The sequence below is a fragment of the Pseudoxanthomonas sp. genome (assembly GCF_051953815.1).
Taxonomy (GTDB): domain Bacteria; phylum Pseudomonadota; class Gammaproteobacteria; order Xanthomonadales; family Xanthomonadaceae; genus Pseudoxanthomonas_A.
Map to the genome: position 1 here is coordinate 149,678 of NZ_JBQCIJ010000036.1, position 15,908 is coordinate 165,585.

The window sequence follows — 15,908 nt, forward strand, 5'->3', positions numbered from 1 at the left end:
TGGCGCGCGGATGCGCGCGGGTCGCGCGCCGGTGGCGCCGCCGCTTGCGGGTCAGGCTGCCGGATGCGTGTGGCGGACCTGTTCGCCGAACGCGTGGACGCGGGTGCAGACCCAGGACAGGCCCGCGCAGCCCAGGCCGGCCAGGATCCAGCCGCTGGCCTCGCTGCCCAGCGCGTGCTGGAACGTGGCCCACATCGAGGCGCCGTAGCGCACGCTGATCGCGCCCAGGACCAGCACCAGCGCGACCGCCAGCCATCGGGACAGCAGGCGCTCGATGCCGGCCTCGCGCGCGGCGGCCTCGCGGGCGACCGTCTCCGCGAAATCCGCCGGCGGCGCGCTGCGCGGACGCGAGCGCACGGCCTGCGCCACCTGCCGGTATCCGCGCGTGACCGGATCCGGTCCGGCGTCGCCGGATTGCGTCGCCGCGCGGCGGCCGCGTTCCTGTTGCTCCCATTCGGCGGGATCCAGGGGCGGCCCGGGCGGTGCGTCGCCGGGGAACCGGTGATGGTCGCGTGTGTTCATGCGGGAACTCCGATGCGGGCTTCCAGGATCTCGCGCAACCGCTTGCGGCTGCGGAACAGGTGGCTCTTGATGGTGCCTTCGGCCAGTCCGGTGGAACGGGCGATGTCGCCGATGGGCATTTCTTCCAGATGATAGAGCGTGAGCAGCAGGCGCTGCAGCGGCGGCAGGGATTCGATGGCGGCGTGCAGATGCGCCTGGAGATCCCGATCCGCCGTCGCCGCTTCCAGATCGAAGCCGTCGCCGACGCGTTCGGTCAACGCCAGGCCGTCCTCGTCGTCCTGGGGCTCGGCCAGCGGCAGGCGCCGGCGTTCGATGTGCCGCAGCGCCACCGAACAGGCGACCTGCGCCACCCACGATTTCAGCGCGCTCTCCCCGCGGTACTGGTGCAGCGAGCGGTGGATGCGCAGGAACACCTCCTGGCACAGCTCGCGGGTATCGTCCGGATGCCGCACGATATCGTCCACGATGCGCCAGCACAGGCCCTGGTAGGTGCGCACCAGCTGCTCGAAGGCGCCGCGCCGGCCGGCCAGCACGGCCTCGACCAGCTCGCGGTCGGCGTGCGTGGAGGTCCCGGCGGTGGAGGCGGTGGCGAGCATCCGCCTAGGGATACGCCGACGGGGCGAACGGTTGCAACCGGCGAAAGTGCAACCGGTGGACCGCTGGCCGTATCCCCATCCATAACCCATCCCTCCCGGTACCCGCCATGAACTTCGAACTGCTCATCCCCATCACCCTGATCATCGGCATCGTGTATTCCATCAAGACCGTGGTCGACGCGTACACGCGCCGGCGGGTCATCGAGTCGCGCGGCTCCGAGGAACTGGTGCGGTCGCTGCTGGAAGGCGAGACCACCCGTCGCCGGCAGGCCTCGCTGCACTGGGGCTGCGTGATGCTGGCGCTGGCGCTGGGCTTCGCCGGGGTGGAACTGATCGGCGCCGACCACATCACGCCCGGCACCATCGCCCTGCTGCTGGGCGCGACCGGCCTGGGCAACATCGCCTACTACCTGCTGGAACGCCGGCACCGCTGAGCCGGCCCGGCCGCGCGGCCACGCCCTCCGGGCGCACCGCGAACCGCTTTGCATTCCCGAGGAGACCTCATGAAGATCCTGCTCGCAGCCAGCGCCGTCCTGATGGCGGCCGCCCCGTCGCCGGCGTCCGCCACCGCCGATCCGGATTTCGCGCCGCTGGCCCGGCTCATCCGGCAGGCCAAGCAGGCCACCGCGCATCCTTCCGGCACCGCGGTGGCCGTGGTGAAGGACGGGCGGGTGATCTACGAAGGCTACTTCGGCGAGGCGGACATCGCCGCGCGCACGCCGGTGACCCGCGACACCGTGTTCTACATCGCCTCGGCGACCAAGCCGTTCTTCGCCTTGAACGCCTTGCTCAAGGAGGACGCGGGCCAACTGGACATGGGCATGTCGATGCGGGAGATGTTTCCGGAGCCGCGCTTCCGTGGATTCGATCCGGGCGTGGTGAGCCTGGGCGATCTGTTGGTGCACGGCTCCGGCGTGGACAATCCGCCGCTGGTCTGGGCGACCGCGTTCAGCGGCGTCCACGATGCGGCGTCGCGCCGCGCGCTGGTGGCGCTGTCGACGCCGGATCCGCAAGCGGCGCATGGCGTCTTCAAGTACACCAACGTGGGCTACAACATCGCCAGCGTGTGGATGGACCAGCGGTTCGGCATGCCCTGGCAGACACAACTGGATCGCGCCATCTTCCAGCCGCTCGGCATGCGCCATACGTCGGCCCGGATCAGCCAGGCGGAAGCCGCCGGCTGGACCCTGGCCAAGCCGTATTCATGGGCGTCGGAAGATCCGCGCGTGCCGCTGTACCTCGCCAAGTCCGACGACACGATGCAGGCGGCGGGCGGGCTGGTCTCGACCGCGCCGGATCTCGCGCGGTTCCTGCTGGCGCAGTTTCCGGACGCGCGCGGCGGCGTCCTGCCGGTCGCGACGATCCTGCGTTCGCACCAGATCCGGATCGGACTGGACGCGAAGTACCAGGACTTTCCGCGCACCGGCTATGCCTGGGGGTGGTACGCCGGTCCGTACAAGGGCAGGCAGATGCTGCACCACTTCGGTGGTTTCGCCGGCTTCCACGCGCACCTGTCGTTCATCCCGGCGGAACGCATCGGCCTGGTCGTGCTCAACAACGAGGACGTGCTGGGTGCGCAGCTGACCAATCTCATCGCCGACCATGTGTACGGCCTGCTGCTGGGGGAAGCGGACATCGCCTCGGCCTCCGCGCACCGGTTCGATGAATTGCAGGCGAAGGCGCAGGCGTTCCGCCGCAGCGCGCTGGCCAAACGGGAGGAAATCCGCGCGCGCGCCTGGCATCTGTCGGCACCGCGCGAACGCTACGTCGGCACCTATCGGCACGATCTGCTGGGCGAGATGGTGATCATCCCGGAAGGCGCGGATGGCCTGCGCATCCGCTGGGGCCGGCTGGACGCCGTGGCGACCGGCGCCGAAGAGCCGGATCACGTACGCATCGAATTCGTGCCCAACAGCGGGCAACTGCTGGCCTTCACGGTGAAGGACGCGCGGGTCGAGGCGGTGGCTTTCGACGGCATGGTGTTCCACAAGCGGGCGGATGCCGCTCCGTCGTCTTCCTCGAAAGGAGCGGCGTCGCCTCGCTGAATCGCCGTGGCGGTGCGCGATTCCCCCAGCGGGGCAACGCGCGCGAAGCGCGTATTCGCGCCGCTTGCGTGGCTTGCGCGGGCGCCTGGCCTGCCTGGCCTCGGTGGCGACGCGCGGTGCGTCCTCGGCCGCCAGGACGCCGCCATCGCTCATCTGTTCCAGCCAGGCGAGCGCGTCGAGGTAGGACAGGAACGATTGCAGGTAGCCGGCGGACTGTTCGCGCATCAGCGTGATCGCGCGGTGCACCAGCCGGCCGGAGTTGAGCGGGCCGGCGTCGGTGGGCGCGGTTTCCAGCGATTCGCGCAGCTGGCTCTCGGCGCGGATCCGCGACCAGCGTCTGCGCGCGTCCTCCAGCATGCCCACTTCCGGAAACGGCGGGCGTGGCGGATCGCCCGCCGCCAGCTGCTCGCTGTCGCGCACCGCGATCTGTTCGGCGATGTGGTCGAGCAGATTGCCCAGCGCGGTAGGCGCGGGCGGGGAGGGCGATGGCGCGGCGGCATCGTGGTTCCCGCCGCGCAGCGCCACCCGTTTTTCTTCGAGCAGGCGACGCACCGCTTCGCCCTGCGAGGCGCCGCGCCGCGCCATGGCTTCGGCGATCAACGCGCGGACGGGCACCCGGATCGGATCCCGCCCGGGCATGGCTTCGGCCGCGTTCACCGGTGGCGCGCCGTCATCACTCATGCGTCGCGTCGGCGGTGGCGGGCGGGGTGGTCCCGGGGCGCGGCATCGGCGCGATTTCCACCCGGCGGTTGCGGGCGCGTCCTTCCTCGCTGGCGTTGGAGCTGACCGGCTGCTCGGCGCCGAATGCCGCGGCGAACACCGAGGAGGCCGGCACGCCCTCGACGATCAGCGTGCGGGTGACCGTGAGCGCGCGATTGGCCGACAGGTCCCAGTTGTCGACGAACTGGCGATTGCCGTCGCGCACCTGGCGATCATCGGTGAAGCCGCTGACCATCAGGATCTCGTCGCGCGCCTTCAGGTAGTCGGCCAGCGGGCCGGCCAGGCTCTTCAGCAGGGCCTGGCCTTCCGGTTGCAGTTGATCGGAATTCAGCGCGAACAGCACGCTGCCGCGGATGCCGATGCGGCCGTCGACCAGGGTCACCCGGCCTTCCGCCAGCGGCACCGCCAGCGCCTGTTCCAGCGCCTTGCGCCGCTGCGCTTCGAGCTGGCGCTGGCGGACTTCCTCGTCCAGCCGGTTCGACAGCTGCATCTGCGCGCCGATCACGCCGACCAGGATCAGCACGAACACGCCCAGCAGCACCGACATCAGGTCGCCGAAGGCGGCCCAGATCGGCGTGTTCGATTCGACTTCGGCCTCGATATCGGCGCTCATGCGGCTTCCGTTTCAACCGCGGACGGGTCGATGGCCGCCCGGCGATCGGACAGCTGCTGCAGATCCTCGATGATCTGGCGCTGCGCCAGCATGCTGAGGTCGATGACCTCGCGCGCCTGCGCCACGTAGTACGCCAGCTGCTCGTCGCTGCGGGCGAGCGATTTGTCGAGCGCGTTCTCCACGCCCTGCAGGCGTTCGACCAGGCGATCGTTCCACTCGCCGAACTGCTGCACGGCCGCGCCGAAGGCATCGCCCAGGCTCGCCACTTCGACCGCGCCGGCGGTGACCTGGCTGGCGGCGTCGCCGAGCCGGCCGGTCTCGGCCTCGATGTGATCGGTGAAACGGGTGCCAACGCGATCCAGCAGGTCGGCGGAGGTGGTGACCAGCGCGTCGATGGCGGTGCGCTGTTCGGTCGAGGCGTGATTGACCGCGTCCAGCAGCGTCTGCAACGTTTCCAGCAGGCGGCTGCGCTCCTCCAGCATGGCGGTGTCGCGGACCATGCTGTCGGAGAGTTTCTGGCGCAGTTCGGCGATGACTTCGGCGGCGGCCTTCGGCGCTTCCGAGGCGGTCTGCACCAGCCGCGAGATCTCGGCGATGGTGTCGCGCGCGTGCGCCTGGGTCTGCGCGGAGATGTCCTGCGCGGTGCCGGCGAGGGTGTCGCAGATCGCCTGCTGGCGGCTGGCGGCGAGTTCGCCGGCCTGTTCCCAGCGCTGGCCCAGCGCGCCGGTCATCGCGCCGAACGCGTCGCTCCAGGCGGACAGGCGCTGCTGGTCGCGGGTTTCCAGCGCGGCCTGCAGATCCGCGTGCGACTGCTGCACCTGGCCGACCAGCGCGGCGGCCTGCTGCCGGAAGCTGGCGGCGGCGGCGTCCAGCGCCTGCTGGTTGCGCGCGGCCAATGCTTCGTTGGCCGACGCCTGTTCGGACAGCGCGCCCTTCCAGGCATCCGCGGCGCTGGTGGTGGCGGTTTCGAAACGGGTGGAGACGTGTTCGAGCAGTTCCGCCGAGCGCTGTTCGAAGGTGCCGGCGAACTGCGCCAGCGAGCCGCGCAGATCCTGCACCAGCGCGCCGTTGGATTCGCGCTGTTCCGCCAGCGCCTGGCGCCAGAGATCGGCGACCGTCGTGGTGGACGTGGCAAAGCCGGAGGACAGACCATCCAGTTGCTGCCGCACCGCCTGGTTCAGCGCACCGTGCAGCGCGGTGGTCTCGCGCGCGATGGCCGACATCGTGGTTTCCATGATCGGCTGCAATGCGGCGCTGGCGGCGCGCGCGCTTTCGCCGACGCTTTCCTTCAGCGAGGTTTCCACCGATGCGGCCAGTCGCGCGTGCACGGCTTCGGTGCGTTCGTGGAAAGCATCCTGGCGCGCCTGCAACTGCTCGTTGGCCGCGCGGCCCTGCTGCTCCAGCGCCGCCATCATCGCTTCCAGGCGATCCACCAGCGCCGGCATCGCATCGGTCTGGCGCTGCAACAGGCGGAAGGCTTCCTCGCGCTGGTGCGCCTGCGAATGCACGCGCAGGCTGGTGGCGATGGCCATGTCCAGCGGCTGTACGGCCTGCTGGCGTTCGCGGCGGCACAACGCCGACAGCAGGCCGAGCATGGCCGAGGCGGCGACGCCGGCGATCGATGTCCCGAAAGCGAAGCCCAGGCCCTTGACCGGCGCGGCCAGCGATTCGCGGATGGCGTCCAGATCGGCGGCGCTTTCCAGCGCCATGCCGGTGCCGCGCAGCGTGCTCATCATGCCCAGCAGGGTGCCGAGCATGCCGAGCAGGACCAGCAGGCCGACCAGGTAGGGCGTGAGCGAGGGGGTCGGCAGCGCGACGCGCTCGCCCTCGATGCGCAGGCGCACCGGATGACGCAGAGACGCATGCAGGCGCGCCAGCCAGTCGCCCAGATCGGCCGGCGGCGTGGACAGATCGGCGACCGCGCCGGTGAGCGTGGCGGTGGCCTGCCGATAGCGATACAGCTCGAATCCGCCGGCGACATAGCAGGCGCCGATCAGCAGCGTGACGGACAGGGCCAGTGGATTGGCGCCGACATAGCCCAGGGCGATCCAGCAGACGGCGACCAGGCCGGCGAGGAAGACGGCGGGAGTGAGCAGATTTCTGAACATGTTATCCAAGCGGGTGGGTGCGAAGGGCCGCGAGCAGGCCCTCCGCCGGTTGCAGGCGGACATCCAGTTCGGCGAGCAGCAGATTCCGCATGTCCCTGCGGAATGCCTCCAGCCACGCGTCCGAGGCGTGGGGAGCGGCTTCGTCCGGTTCCGGTGTGTCGGTTGAGTTGGCCTGCGCGGCCAGGCGCAGGCGTTCGAAATGGGGACCCAGCAGGGTCGGCGCGGCGGCCAGCAGGCGGCGTTCGCGCCGGCCGAGCGCGCGTTCCATCACCGCGTCGACGGCGGCGAGCCGGGCCAGTCCGGTCGAGCGATCGGCCAGTTGATCGCGCACGCGGCCGCGCAGGAGGCCGATGGCGGTGTCCATGCTCTGCTGCAGGGCCAGGTAGCGCTGGCGGAAGAACGGGTAGTCCGGTGTTTCCGCCGCACCGTCCGGGGTACGCGCGCCGCCGCGCCGCGCGTCCGGATCGAACGCGGGATCTTCGGCGATGGCGCGGGTCAGCGCGGCGCGCACGCGCGCGCAATCCTCCTCCATCGCGGTGGCCGGCGCCGGTTCGGCGAACGGGTCGGTCTCGGGCCGGCTGTCCAGCGCGGTGGACAGGGCCACGGCGTGGTTCCAGTCGATCCATTGGCTCAACCGGTCCGACAGCGATTGTCTGGGGGAGGGGACGTCCGCGTCCGTCAGGCGGGCCAGCAGACGGATGAACGTCGGGCCACGGACCGCCGCCCGTTGGGGGGCTTCCAACATTCGGTGGGGCTGAAAAAACGCACATTTTACACGGTCGGGGCGGGCCGCCGCCGTCCGGAAGCGGGCTCGACCGGGCGAGAGGCCTGGCGCCGCCGCTTATCCGGCACGAGGGCGGGCCGGGGCCGGGACCGGGCCGCCGGGGCCCGAACGCCTGGCCGGGTCCAAAGCCAGCGTTGGCATCCCCTGCGGTCTTCATCGCGGAGGTCAGGCGACCGGACGTGCAGTCCGCAGCGCTCGGCCTCGGTGCCTGCCGCGTCCACGGGAAGGTGAAGCTGGGGCGGGGCTCGTCATGGCGCGGGTCTGGCCCCAGGCGGTGCGATAGCCCCTGAGCCAGATGAATCCGGCGCGTCGGACGCGGGCATCGGACCTGCGCCGGATTCGAGGCCATGGGTGGTCTCCCCGCATCCACGGATGAGCTCACTGACTTTGAAAGACAATGGATTGCCGCACCCGCGCGCGGGCGGCAGACTCCACCCCTTTCCGGACGAGCCGCGCCTCGATGATCACCGGCACCATCACCTTCGAGGATTTCGTCGCGGCGCAGCGCCTGCACCGTCGGCGTCCGGTCCGCCTGCAGATGATCCTGTGCAGCGTGCTCGCCCTGCTGGGTGCAGGGCTGCTCATGTTGGGCCACCGCTATCCGGGCGTGGTTCTGCTCGGCATCGGCGGTGGCGGGTGGGCAGGCGAGGCGGTGATGTCCTTCGTCTATCTGCCCTGGAAATACCGGCGGTTATACAGGCAACAGGCATCGCTCCGGGCCGCCTACACCTATGCATGGGATGCCGATCATCTTCGCGTCAGTTCCGCGGCAGGGCAGGCTGCGCGACCGTGGAAACACTACCTGCGGATGCGCGAGGACGAACGGATGTTCCTGCTGTATCACTCCGACATGATGTTCGAGATGCTGCCCAAATCCTGGTTCCGCGATTCAGAACTGGTCGATGCGTTCCGTCGGCAGGTAACGCGGCACGGACTTTGACGTTTGCCGGAGAAACAGGGCATCCGGTGACGTCCGTGCGGAATGAGGGACAAGGCGAAGGCCGTTTCGCGCCGCTTGATTGCGCGTGTCCAGCCACCATGGCCTGCGCCGGGCATGAACCGATGCGACCACGACATCCCGTGTCACTAGGTGCACTGCCAGAAATGAGCACTGACCCGGCAGTGCGCGCACCAGAACGTATAGTTGCAACCGCCACTGCCCCATAGCCATTCGCCGCCATCTTCCTGCGGCAAGTTGGAATCCAGTTGCATGACGAAATCCATGCAGTCGCCGCAATCGGGACAAGGCGGATACCAGGCTGACTGCACCCAGGAGGGTGCTCCGCCGACCCGGCTGAGGTTCTGGCGGCCGTTCGATTCTCCCCAGTCTTGCCAGGTCCAGCGCGCCGGGGCCTCGAACAGCTCGACTTCCGCCTCCAGCAAGGGGCTTGCGGGGAACTCGGGGGTAACGGGGTCGGCGTTCTGTTGGGAGGGATGAGCCTGCGGCGTGCCCGCTGCGTCATGTCGGTAGTACATGGCGGGATCGCCTTCCCAGCCGAGGCAGGACAGACAGACGCCAAACACCAGCGGCGTATCGCTGGTGATGCCGGCGCGACGGGGATCAGGCACGGCGAGCAGACAGTGCAAGGCGTCGTGGCATAGTCCGCACGCCGACGCCAGCGCGCCGCCCATATTGGCGGCGAAAGGTGGATCAGCCGTGATCGCCGGCTGCCAGGTCGGATGCAGCCGGTGGATCTCGCGTGACCATGCCGGCCGGGATGCATCCATGAGCCGTCGCTGCGTCTTGCCGAAGCTGATGTGCAACGGACGATCTCCGTGCAAGGGACGCAGGTTTCCGTCCTTCAGCGCATAGCCCAGCGTATCCATCCAGGCGATCTCATCCATGTCGGGCTGTCCGGCGAACACCTTGCGCCACGCCGCGTGCACCACGTCGGGCCGGCGCGTATGCAACAAGGCCATGGCGCGATCGCGATCGTCCGCGCCGGCTTCCACCAAGCCGAGCCACTCCAGGGCCGTGGCCTCGTCCATCGCCCGCCAGGCGTTGTCAACGTGCAGGCCCGTCGCGGCGTGCGAAGCCGATAACAGCTGTTCCCAATGGCCGGCGAACACGTGCGGCCATTGGATGGCGGCGGACTCCAGCAGTCTGCCCGACCCGCCGCCATTCTGTCCGCCAAGAAATCGTTGCCAGATCCGGCGCACGGCATCGGCATGGGAGGCATCGTCCATCAAGTCCATTGCGACGTCGATGAAAGTCGTATGCGTCAGTCCGCTGTCCAGGAAGCGCAGTACAAGATTCGCCAGGGCGACCGGGTCCTCCCGCCGCAGCGCCAGCACCTGACCCATCGGGTCGTTGTTCTTCCAGCCCGATTGGGCAAAGGCTTCCACGATTTCAGCGGGTGTTTTCATCGGCTCCCGGGGAGGTGTGTGGGCAACCTCCGGCTGGGGAGGCGAAAGGTCGGAGCGCGCGGAATTCAGCTCAGGCTGTCCGGCGATTGCCGCGCATTCGAGATCGAATCATGAATCCGCCGACTGGAATCGGAGATCTGGCCGTGCGTCATGATCAACCGATCCAGGGCGCGGGTCAGGGCGACATACAGCAGGCGGGCTTCATCGACGGCATCATCTCCTGCTCTGGGGAGATCGTCCAGGCCGGGTCTCAACACCGCCGGGACTTGAGCGTGTCATGAGCGAGAAGACCTGCGCCGTCTGCGATTACCCGCTGGACGGCAACGCCATCGAAGTCAGCATCGGCGGTCACACCGTCGAGGTGTGCTGCGAGGAGTGCGCGCAGAAACTGCGCGAGGCCGAGGCCCGCCGTTGAAAGCGCGGGCGGTCGGATGGCACGCAACGGACGCGTGCCATCCGATGACGGCTCAGTTCAACACGCCGTGCGGCTGGATCCAGCCGCTGGCGATGCCGATCATCACGATCACGATCAGCGCCACCGAGAATCCGATGCGGCGGGTGAGCGCATTGACGGTGCGCTTGCTGCGGCCTTCGTCGACCAGCATGTAGTACAGGCCGGCGCCGAGGTTGTAGAGGATCACGCCGAGGAAGCCGAGGATGAGCAGGAGTTTCATGGACAAAGTCCGGTAAGTGGGGGACGCGTCAGCGGGCGCGCGCGGGGGAAGCGGGCATGCACCAGGCCCGCACGGCGATGGCGAGGGTCATCACCATCAGGAACAGGCCATAGGCGACCGAGGTGGCGAGCACCTGCTTCCAGATCGCGCCGGCGTTGGGATCGGCGTTGAGGAAACCCCAGTGCATGCCCCAGGCCGACAGCGCGGTGGCCAACACCAGCGCGGCGGTGTCGAACAGGCGCCGGCCGGGGCCGCGCGGCTGGCGCGGATAGATCCAGTACAGCGCGGCGAGGATGGCGAACCAGGGCAGGAACAGGATCAGGGCCAGATTGAGTTCGACCTGCGCGTTCATGGGACGTGGCGGCGGATGGAGGAGAGTCTGGCGCAGATCCTAGGGATTGCGGAGCAGTTCTCCAAGAATCAGAATCGTTGCCGAAAAACCGGATCAGATTCGATTCTGATTCGATAACCGATTGATTGGAAAGGGATGAAATGAAGCGCTACGAATCCCTGGCCGAGGACATCGCCCGCTCCGTCCGCGAGGGACTGCTGCGCCCGGGCCAGCGGCTGCCCTCGGTGCGCCAGACCAGCGCCCGCCGCAAGGTCAGTCCGTCCACGGTGTTCCAGGCCTACTACCTGCTGGAGGCGCGCGGCCTGATCCGCTCGCGTCCGCGCTCGGGCTACTACGTGGCCGACGACGCGAGGCCGCTGCCGCCGGAACCCGAGCGCGCCTCGCAGCCGGCCGACGGCGCGCGCCCGGTGGACGTCAGCGAACTGGTGTTCGAGGTGCTGGAGTCGGCGATGGCGCACGACGTGGTGCCCCTGGGATCCGCGTTCCCCAGTCCGCTGCTGTATCCGCTGGACAAGCTCGGGCGGGCGATGGCCGCCGCCGCGCAGTCGCTGGATCCGTGGAGCACCGTGGACGATCTGACCCCGGGCAAGATCCAGCTGCGCCGGCAGATCGCATTGCGCTACCTGATCGCCGGGATGCAGGTGCCGGCGGAGGAAATCGTCATCACCAATGGCGCGCTGGAAGGCCTGAACCTGTGCCTGCAGGCGGTCACCCGGCCCGGCGATACCGTGGTGGTGGAGTCGCCTTGTTTCTACGCCGCCCTGCAGGCGCTGGAACGGCACGGCCTGCATGCGCTGGAGGTGCCCACGCATCCGCGCGAGGGCATCGATCTGGATGCGCTGGCGCAGGCCATCGAACGCCATCGCCCGCGCGCGTGCTGGCTGATGACCAGCTTCCAGAACCCACTGGGGTGCACCTTGCCGGAGGAGAAGAAACGCGCGCTGGTGGAACTGCTGGATCGCCACGACATCCCGCTGATCGAGGACGACGTGTACGCCGAACTGTACTTCGGCGAGCGCCGCCCGCTCCCGGCCAAGGCCTTCGACCGCGGCGGACGCGTGCTGCATTGCGGCTCGTTCTCCAAGAGCCTGGCGCCGGGCTACCGGGTCGGCTGGGTCGCGCCGGGCCGCTATGCGCGCGAGATCGCCCATCACAAGCTGACCTTCTCGCTGGCGACTTCGGCCCCGGGCCAGCTCGGTCTGGCCGCATATCTGGAAAAGGGCGGCTACGAGCGCCACCTGCGGCGCCTGCGCAAGGCGCTGGAGCAACAGCAACAGGAATACATCGGCGCGATCGCGCGGCATTTTCCCGAGGGCACGCGGGTCACCCGGCCGCAGGGCGGCTACTTCCTGTGGCTGGAACTGCCGGCGCGGGTGGACGCGCTGGCGCTGCACCGGCAGGCGCTGGCGCAGGGCATCAGCCTCGCGCCCGGACCGATGTTCTCGGCCAGCCGCGCGTTCCGCCACTGCATCCGCCTCAACCACGGGCACCCGCTGGACGCACGCACGGAAAACGCCCTCGCCACCCTGGGCCGGCTGGTCGCCGCCCAGATCTAGGATCCTGTGTTGTGGGAGCGACGTAAGTCGCGAGCTTTTCCTTGGCGTCCGCAGACCCGGTGTCGCGACTGACGTCGCTCCCGCAAGTTCGCGATCGATTTCGCGATCGAACCGGTGAAGGAAGCTCTCTTACAATACCGGCGGCATGCGCAAGATCATCCACATCGACATGGACGCGTTCTACGCGTCGGTGGAGCAACGCGACGATCCCTCGTTGCGCGGCAAGCCGGTGATCGTGGCCTGGCGCGGCGCGCGCTCGGTGGTCTGCGCGGCATCGTACGAGGCGCGCAAATTCGGCGTGCGCTCGGCGATGCCGGCGGTGCGCGCCGAGCGACTGTGTCCGGACGGCATCTTCGTGCCGCCGGACTTCGTCCGCTACAAGGCGGTGTCGCGGCAGGTGCGCGAAATCTTCCTGCGCCAGACGGAACTGGTCGAACCGCTGTCGCTGGACGAGGCCTATCTCGACGTCACCGAATCCCGGACCGGCTTGCCCTCGGCGACCGCCATCGCCGAAACCATCCGCGCGCAGATCCGCGAGGAGACCGCGCTGACCGCGTCGGCGGGCGTGGCGCCCAACAAGTTCCTGGCCAAGATCGCCTCGGACTGGCGCAAGCCCGACGGCCTGTTCGTGATCCGGCCGCAGCAGGTGGAAGCTTTCCTCACCCCGCTGCCGGTGGAGCGCATTCCCGGCGTCGGCAAGGTGATGCTGGGCAAGCTGCACGCACTGGGCATCCGCACGGTGGGCGAACTGCGCGCGCATCCGCAGGCCGAACTGGAACAGCGCTTCGGCAGTTTCGGCGGCAGCCTGTACCGGCGCGCGCGCGGCATCGACGAGCGCCCGGTGGAACCGGACCAGCCGGTGCAGTCGATTTCCTCCGAGGACACCTTCGAGCGCGACGTGCCGCTGTCGGCCATCGACGAGCAGGTCCGCCGCCTGGCCGGCAAGACCTGGGAAGCGACGCGCAAGACCGACCGGGTCGGCTGCACCGTGGTGCTGAAGCTGAAGACCGCCCAGTTCCGCATCCTCACCCGCAGTTTCACCCCCGAGGCGCCGCCGACCACCGTCGAGGAATTCACCGCCATCGCATTGGCATTGCGCGATCGCGTGGATCTGCCGGCGGACACGCTTTACCGCCTGGTCGGCGTGGGCCTGTCCGGTTTCCGCGAGCGCGGCGAGATCATGGAACAGCCCGGCCTGTTCGAAGATTCCCCGTGACCGCTGTCTCCCGTGGGCGGGATTGCAAGAAAAAGCCCGGCGGTTGCCGGGCTTTTTCGTTGCGGTTCGGCGATCAGCGCTTGGGCTGGTAGCGCAGGCTCAGGCCGTATTCGCGGCCCGGCTGGTTGTACCAGGCGATGGTTTCGTACTCGCGGTCGAACACGTTGTCGACCTTGGCCAGCAGCGTCCATTCCGGCGTGACCGCGTATTCCAGCCGCAGGTCGGCGGTGGCGAAGCCGCCCAGGCGGGTGGCGTTGGTCAGTTCGTCGTAGCGGTAACCGGCGCCGTTGACCGTCGCGCCGATGCGGAAATCGCCGAATGCGCGATCCACGTCGATGCGGCCGGTGTTGCGCGCACGGCGCGGCAGCAGCTTGTCGTCGTTGCTGGCGCTGCGGTTGCGCGGATCGGTGTGGCTGAGCTGGGCGGACAGATCCCAGCCGGCCACGGTCACGTCGACGGTGAACTCGGCGCCGCGGATGCGGGCTTCGTCCACCTGCACCATCCGGAAGCTGCTGCCGTCATAGGTGATCAGATCGTCGATGCGGGTTTCGTAGAGATCCAGCGCCCAGCGCCAGGCGTCGCCGTTCTGGGCGATGCCGAGGTTCAGGCTCTTCGACTTTTCCGGTTCCAGATCGCGGTTGCCGCTCCACGGATCGTACAGATCGCTGAAGGTCGGCGCCTTGAAGCCGGTGCCGTAGCTCGCGCTGAGCTTGAAGCCCTTGCCCAAGCGCATGCTCCAGCCCAGGTTGCCGGTGGTGTGGTTGCCGAACTGCTCGTTGTCGTCGTTGCGCACGCTGGCCTGCAGCTGGTGCGCGCCGAACTTGCCCTGGTACTCGACGAAGCCGGCGGTGTTGCGGCGGCTGTCGGCGGCGTAGTCGGTGGTGCTGTCGAGATGATCGATGTACCAGTCCGCGCCGACGCTCAGCAGCTGATCCCGGCCCAGGCCGATGTCGGCCTGCGCGCTGGCGGTGTTGCGATGGGTGTTGTGGGTGCTGTCGTGGTCGACTTCGTTGCGGTAGTTGTCGGTCTCGTTGTCGCTGCGGCCGACGTTGACGGTCAGGGCGAAGCGATCGGTCGGCGCGTAGCGGACCTTGCCGTTCAACACCTGCTGCACGTTCTCGGTGTAGTTGTAGTAACCGTCGTACTTGTTCGCGCCTTCCGCGCGCAGCGCGCTGGCTTCCGCGGTCAGCGTGTCGGTCAGCTTGTAGCCGCCGCGCAGGCTGGCCGAGACATTGCGGTAGCCGTCGCGATCCGGCTCGTCGGCGTAGCAGCCCTTGAACAGCGTGGCCGAGCCGCGGCAGGCGTTAATGCCGTCGGTGCGCTGGTAGGACGCATCGGCGCCGAACCAGCCACGCTCGCCGCCGCCGCCGAAGCCGGCGCTGGCCTGGCGCAGGCCGTTGCTGCCGCCGCCGACCTGGAAGTGCGGCGCATAGGCGCCCTGGTTGCGGCGGGTGAAGATCTGGATCACGCCGCCGATGGCCTCGGAGCCGTACAGGCTGGAATTCGGACCGCGCACGATCTCGATGCGGTCGATCTGCGCCAGCGGCAGATCCGGAATGGCGGCGGCGGCGAAATCGGCCGAATTCACCCGTACGCCGTCTATCAGCACCAGGGTATGGCTGGAGTTGGTGCCGCGCAGGAACAGCGAGGTCTGCTTGCCCGCGCCGCCGGCGTTGGTCAGATTGATGCCGGCGCGGCCGCGCAGCAGATCCTGCAGCGAGGACGCCTGGCTTCGCTCGATGTCGGCGCGGTCGATGACCTGCGCCGGCGCCAGGCTGTCTTCCAGCGCGATCGCGGTGCGGGTGCTGGTGACGACGACGTCGTCCAGCTGGGTGGCGTCCTGGGCGAGGGCCAGGCCCGGCAGCGCGAGGGCGACGGCCAGGGACAGGGTACGAAGATGCGGCATTGCGTTCGGCTCCATGCGCCGCGCGCTCCCGCGCGGCATAAAGGGGGGAGGCGGCAACACGGGAACGGGAAGACAGCGGAAACGGCCGCACGCACGGCGCTCGCCGCCGCAACGCCCGCCGCGTCGCAACCAGTCGTTCTTTCGGGCCGGTCTCCGGGCTTGCGAGCGCGATGGCGGACCATCGCCGGCCAGGGCGCCTTCCCGTGCGGATGCACAGTGGCGTATGCCCAGGCCTGGCTCGCTTACCGTTGCGGGGGCAGCGCCGGAATCACCCGCGTCGGCGCCGAGGCGGCGCATGCGGATTCACCGGCTTCCCGTTTCAACCCAGGGCGGAACCGCCCGCGGGTCACCAGAAAGCGCGGCGATTCTAGCAGAAGCCGGTCCGGCGGGAGCCGGACGGCGGGCCCGGTTCGGCGCGCGACCGGGCGACGCTCACGCCTCCCGTAGAA

General features: G+C 69.0%; 16 protein-coding genes, 1 pseudogene and 1 riboswitch. Of the genes and pseudogenes, 7 read left to right on the top strand and 10 right to left on the bottom strand.

The window, feature by feature from the left end:
• Positions 1-51: 51 nt before the first annotated feature.
• Both ACTHN1_RS10025 and ACTHN1_RS10030 read right to left on the bottom strand, forming a co-directional pair.
• A complete protein-coding gene (locus ACTHN1_RS10025) occupies positions 52-522 on the bottom strand; it encodes a hypothetical protein (protein ID WP_440470802.1) in 471 nt (156 codons plus the stop codon).
• The gene (locus ACTHN1_RS10030; protein WP_440470803.1) at positions 519-1,118 is read right to left on the bottom strand and encodes an RNA polymerase sigma factor; all 600 of its coding nucleotides are present in this window, start codon (positions 1,116-1,118) and stop codon (positions 519-521) included. Before ACTHN1_RS10030 ends, ACTHN1_RS10025 begins: the two co-directional genes overlap by 4 nt.
• 107 nt (positions 1,119-1,225) lie before the next feature.
• Between ACTHN1_RS10030 and ACTHN1_RS10035 the strand changes: the two genes are divergently transcribed.
• Together ACTHN1_RS10035 and ACTHN1_RS10040 are read left to right on the top strand one after the other, a co-directional pair.
• Positions 1,226-1,552 (top strand): hypothetical protein, encoded by a 327-nt coding sequence (locus ACTHN1_RS10035; RefSeq protein ID WP_440470804.1) that lies wholly within the window; start codon positions 1,226-1,228, stop codon positions 1,550-1,552.
• A gap of 69 nt (positions 1,553-1,621) precedes the next feature.
• Complete coding sequence (locus ACTHN1_RS10040; RefSeq protein ID WP_440470805.1) at positions 1,622-3,163, top strand: serine hydrolase domain-containing protein; 1,542 nt, start codon at positions 1,622-1,624, stop codon at positions 3,161-3,163.
• A 159-nt stretch (positions 3,164-3,322) separates the two neighbouring features.
• On the opposite strand, the pseudogene ACTHN1_RS10045 reads toward ACTHN1_RS10040, so the two are convergent.
• The 4 genes and pseudogenes from ACTHN1_RS10045 to ACTHN1_RS10060 all read right to left on the bottom strand — a co-directional run.
• A pseudogene (locus ACTHN1_RS10045) lies at positions 3,323-3,844 on the bottom strand (DUF2894 domain-containing protein); the annotation flags it as partial.
• A complete protein-coding gene (locus ACTHN1_RS10050) occupies positions 3,837-4,496 on the bottom strand; it encodes an OmpA family protein (protein WP_440470806.1) in 660 nt (219 codons plus the stop codon). The pseudogene ACTHN1_RS10045 and the gene ACTHN1_RS10050, both read right to left, overlap by 8 nt.
• Positions 4,493-6,604, bottom strand: coding sequence for a DUF802 domain-containing protein (locus ACTHN1_RS10055; protein WP_440470807.1), 2,112 nt, complete (start codon positions 6,602-6,604; stop codon positions 4,493-4,495). The genes ACTHN1_RS10050 and ACTHN1_RS10055 overlap by 4 nt, the downstream gene beginning before the upstream one ends.
• 1 nt (position 6,605) lies before the next feature.
• Complete coding sequence (locus ACTHN1_RS10060; RefSeq protein WP_440470808.1) at positions 6,606-7,349, bottom strand: DUF3348 domain-containing protein; 744 nt, start codon at positions 7,347-7,349, stop codon at positions 6,606-6,608.
• Positions 7,350-7,848: 499 nt separating this feature from the next.
• Here ACTHN1_RS10060 and ACTHN1_RS10065 point away from each other — a divergent pair, with 499 nt between their 5' ends.
• Positions 7,849-8,328: a YcxB family protein gene (locus tag ACTHN1_RS10065; RefSeq protein ID WP_440470809.1), complete on the top strand. Its 480-nt coding sequence runs from the start codon at positions 7,849-7,851 to the stop codon at positions 8,326-8,328.
• 146 nt (positions 8,329-8,474) lie between these two features.
• On the opposite strand, the gene ACTHN1_RS10070 is transcribed toward ACTHN1_RS10065, so the two are convergent.
• Positions 8,475-9,755, bottom strand: coding sequence for a hypothetical protein (locus ACTHN1_RS10070; RefSeq protein ID WP_440470810.1), 1,281 nt, complete (start codon positions 9,753-9,755; stop codon positions 8,475-8,477).
• Positions 9,756-9,865: 110 nt separating this feature from the next.
• Here ACTHN1_RS10070 and ACTHN1_RS10075 point away from each other — a divergent pair, with 110 nt between their 5' ends.
• Positions 9,866-10,036, top strand: a complete 171-nt coding sequence (locus ACTHN1_RS10075; RefSeq protein WP_440470811.1) for a hypothetical protein — start codon at positions 9,866-9,868, stop codon at positions 10,034-10,036.
• Entirely contained in the window at positions 10,033-10,170 is a 138-nt protein-coding gene (locus ACTHN1_RS10080) for a hypothetical protein (RefSeq protein WP_295383104.1), read from the top strand. Before ACTHN1_RS10075 ends, ACTHN1_RS10080 begins: the two co-directional genes overlap by 4 nt.
• Before the next feature lie 52 nt (positions 10,171-10,222).
• Here the strand turns inward: ACTHN1_RS10080 and ACTHN1_RS10085 are convergent, their stop codons facing one another.
• Positions 10,223-10,429, bottom strand: a complete 207-nt coding sequence (locus ACTHN1_RS10085; protein WP_440470812.1) for a twin transmembrane helix small protein — start codon at positions 10,427-10,429, stop codon at positions 10,223-10,225.
• A gap of 28 nt (positions 10,430-10,457) precedes the next feature.
• Positions 10,458-10,781, bottom strand: a complete 324-nt coding sequence (locus ACTHN1_RS10090) for a hypothetical protein (protein WP_440470813.1) — start codon at positions 10,779-10,781, stop codon at positions 10,458-10,460.
• A 140-nt stretch (positions 10,782-10,921) separates the two neighbouring features.
• Here ACTHN1_RS10090 and ACTHN1_RS10095 point away from each other — a divergent pair, with 140 nt between their 5' ends.
• Positions 10,922-12,337, top strand: a complete 1,416-nt coding sequence (locus ACTHN1_RS10095; RefSeq protein WP_440470814.1) for a PLP-dependent aminotransferase family protein — start codon at positions 10,922-10,924, stop codon at positions 12,335-12,337.
• Between the two features lie 145 nt (positions 12,338-12,482).
• Positions 12,483-13,553, top strand: coding sequence for a DNA polymerase IV (dinB, locus tag ACTHN1_RS10100; protein ID WP_440470815.1), 1,071 nt, complete (start codon positions 12,483-12,485; stop codon positions 13,551-13,553).
• Positions 13,554-13,626: 73 nt separating this feature from the next.
• Here the strand turns inward: dinB and btuB are convergent, their stop codons facing one another.
• Positions 13,627-15,459 carry a TonB-dependent vitamin B12 receptor gene (btuB, locus tag ACTHN1_RS10105; RefSeq protein ID WP_440470816.1) on the bottom strand — a complete coding sequence of 611 codons (1,833 nt, stop codon included), beginning with the start codon at positions 15,457-15,459 and terminating at the stop codon, positions 13,627-13,629.
• A gap of 127 nt (positions 15,460-15,586) precedes the next feature.
• Positions 15,587-15,828: riboswitch (cobalamin riboswitch) on the bottom strand.
• Between the last annotated feature and the right edge of the window lie 80 nt (positions 15,829-15,908).

Excerpts from the sequence above, each read along its gene's own strand:
- ACTHN1_RS10025 (WP_440470802.1), bottom strand. The coding sequence starts at position 522 with ATGAACACACGCGACCATCACCGGTTCCCCGGCGACGCACCGCCCGGG.
- ACTHN1_RS10030 (WP_440470803.1), bottom strand. The coding sequence starts at position 1,118 with ATGCTCGCCACCGCCTCCACCGCCGGGACCTCCACGCACGCCGACCGC.
- ACTHN1_RS10035 (WP_440470804.1), top strand. The coding sequence starts at position 1,226 with ATGAACTTCGAACTGCTCATCCCCATCACCCTGATCATCGGCATCGTG.
- ACTHN1_RS10040 (WP_440470805.1), top strand. The coding sequence starts at position 1,622 with ATGAAGATCCTGCTCGCAGCCAGCGCCGTCCTGATGGCGGCCGCCCCG.
- ACTHN1_RS10050 (WP_440470806.1), bottom strand. The coding sequence starts at position 4,496 with ATGAGCGCCGATATCGAGGCCGAAGTCGAATCGAACACGCCGATCTGG.
- ACTHN1_RS10055 (WP_440470807.1), bottom strand. The coding sequence starts at position 6,604 with ATGTTCAGAAATCTGCTCACTCCCGCCGTCTTCCTCGCCGGCCTGGTC.
- ACTHN1_RS10060 (WP_440470808.1), bottom strand. The coding sequence starts at position 7,349 with ATGTTGGAAGCCCCCCAACGGGCGGCGGTCCGTGGCCCGACGTTCATC.
- ACTHN1_RS10065 (WP_440470809.1), top strand. The coding sequence starts at position 7,849 with ATGATCACCGGCACCATCACCTTCGAGGATTTCGTCGCGGCGCAGCGC.
- ACTHN1_RS10070 (WP_440470810.1), bottom strand. The coding sequence starts at position 9,755 with ATGAAAACACCCGCTGAAATCGTGGAAGCCTTTGCCCAATCGGGCTGG.
- ACTHN1_RS10075 (WP_440470811.1), top strand. The coding sequence starts at position 9,866 with ATGAATCCGCCGACTGGAATCGGAGATCTGGCCGTGCGTCATGATCAA.
- ACTHN1_RS10080 (WP_295383104.1), top strand. The coding sequence starts at position 10,033 with ATGAGCGAGAAGACCTGCGCCGTCTGCGATTACCCGCTGGACGGCAAC.
- ACTHN1_RS10085 (WP_440470812.1), bottom strand. The coding sequence starts at position 10,429 with ATGAAACTCCTGCTCATCCTCGGCTTCCTCGGCGTGATCCTCTACAAC.
- ACTHN1_RS10090 (WP_440470813.1), bottom strand. The coding sequence starts at position 10,781 with ATGAACGCGCAGGTCGAACTCAATCTGGCCCTGATCCTGTTCCTGCCC.
- ACTHN1_RS10095 (WP_440470814.1), top strand. The coding sequence starts at position 10,922 with ATGAAGCGCTACGAATCCCTGGCCGAGGACATCGCCCGCTCCGTCCGC.
- dinB (WP_440470815.1), top strand. The coding sequence starts at position 12,483 with ATGCGCAAGATCATCCACATCGACATGGACGCGTTCTACGCGTCGGTG.
- btuB (WP_440470816.1), bottom strand. The coding sequence starts at position 15,459 with ATGCCGCATCTTCGTACCCTGTCCCTGGCCGTCGCCCTCGCGCTGCCG.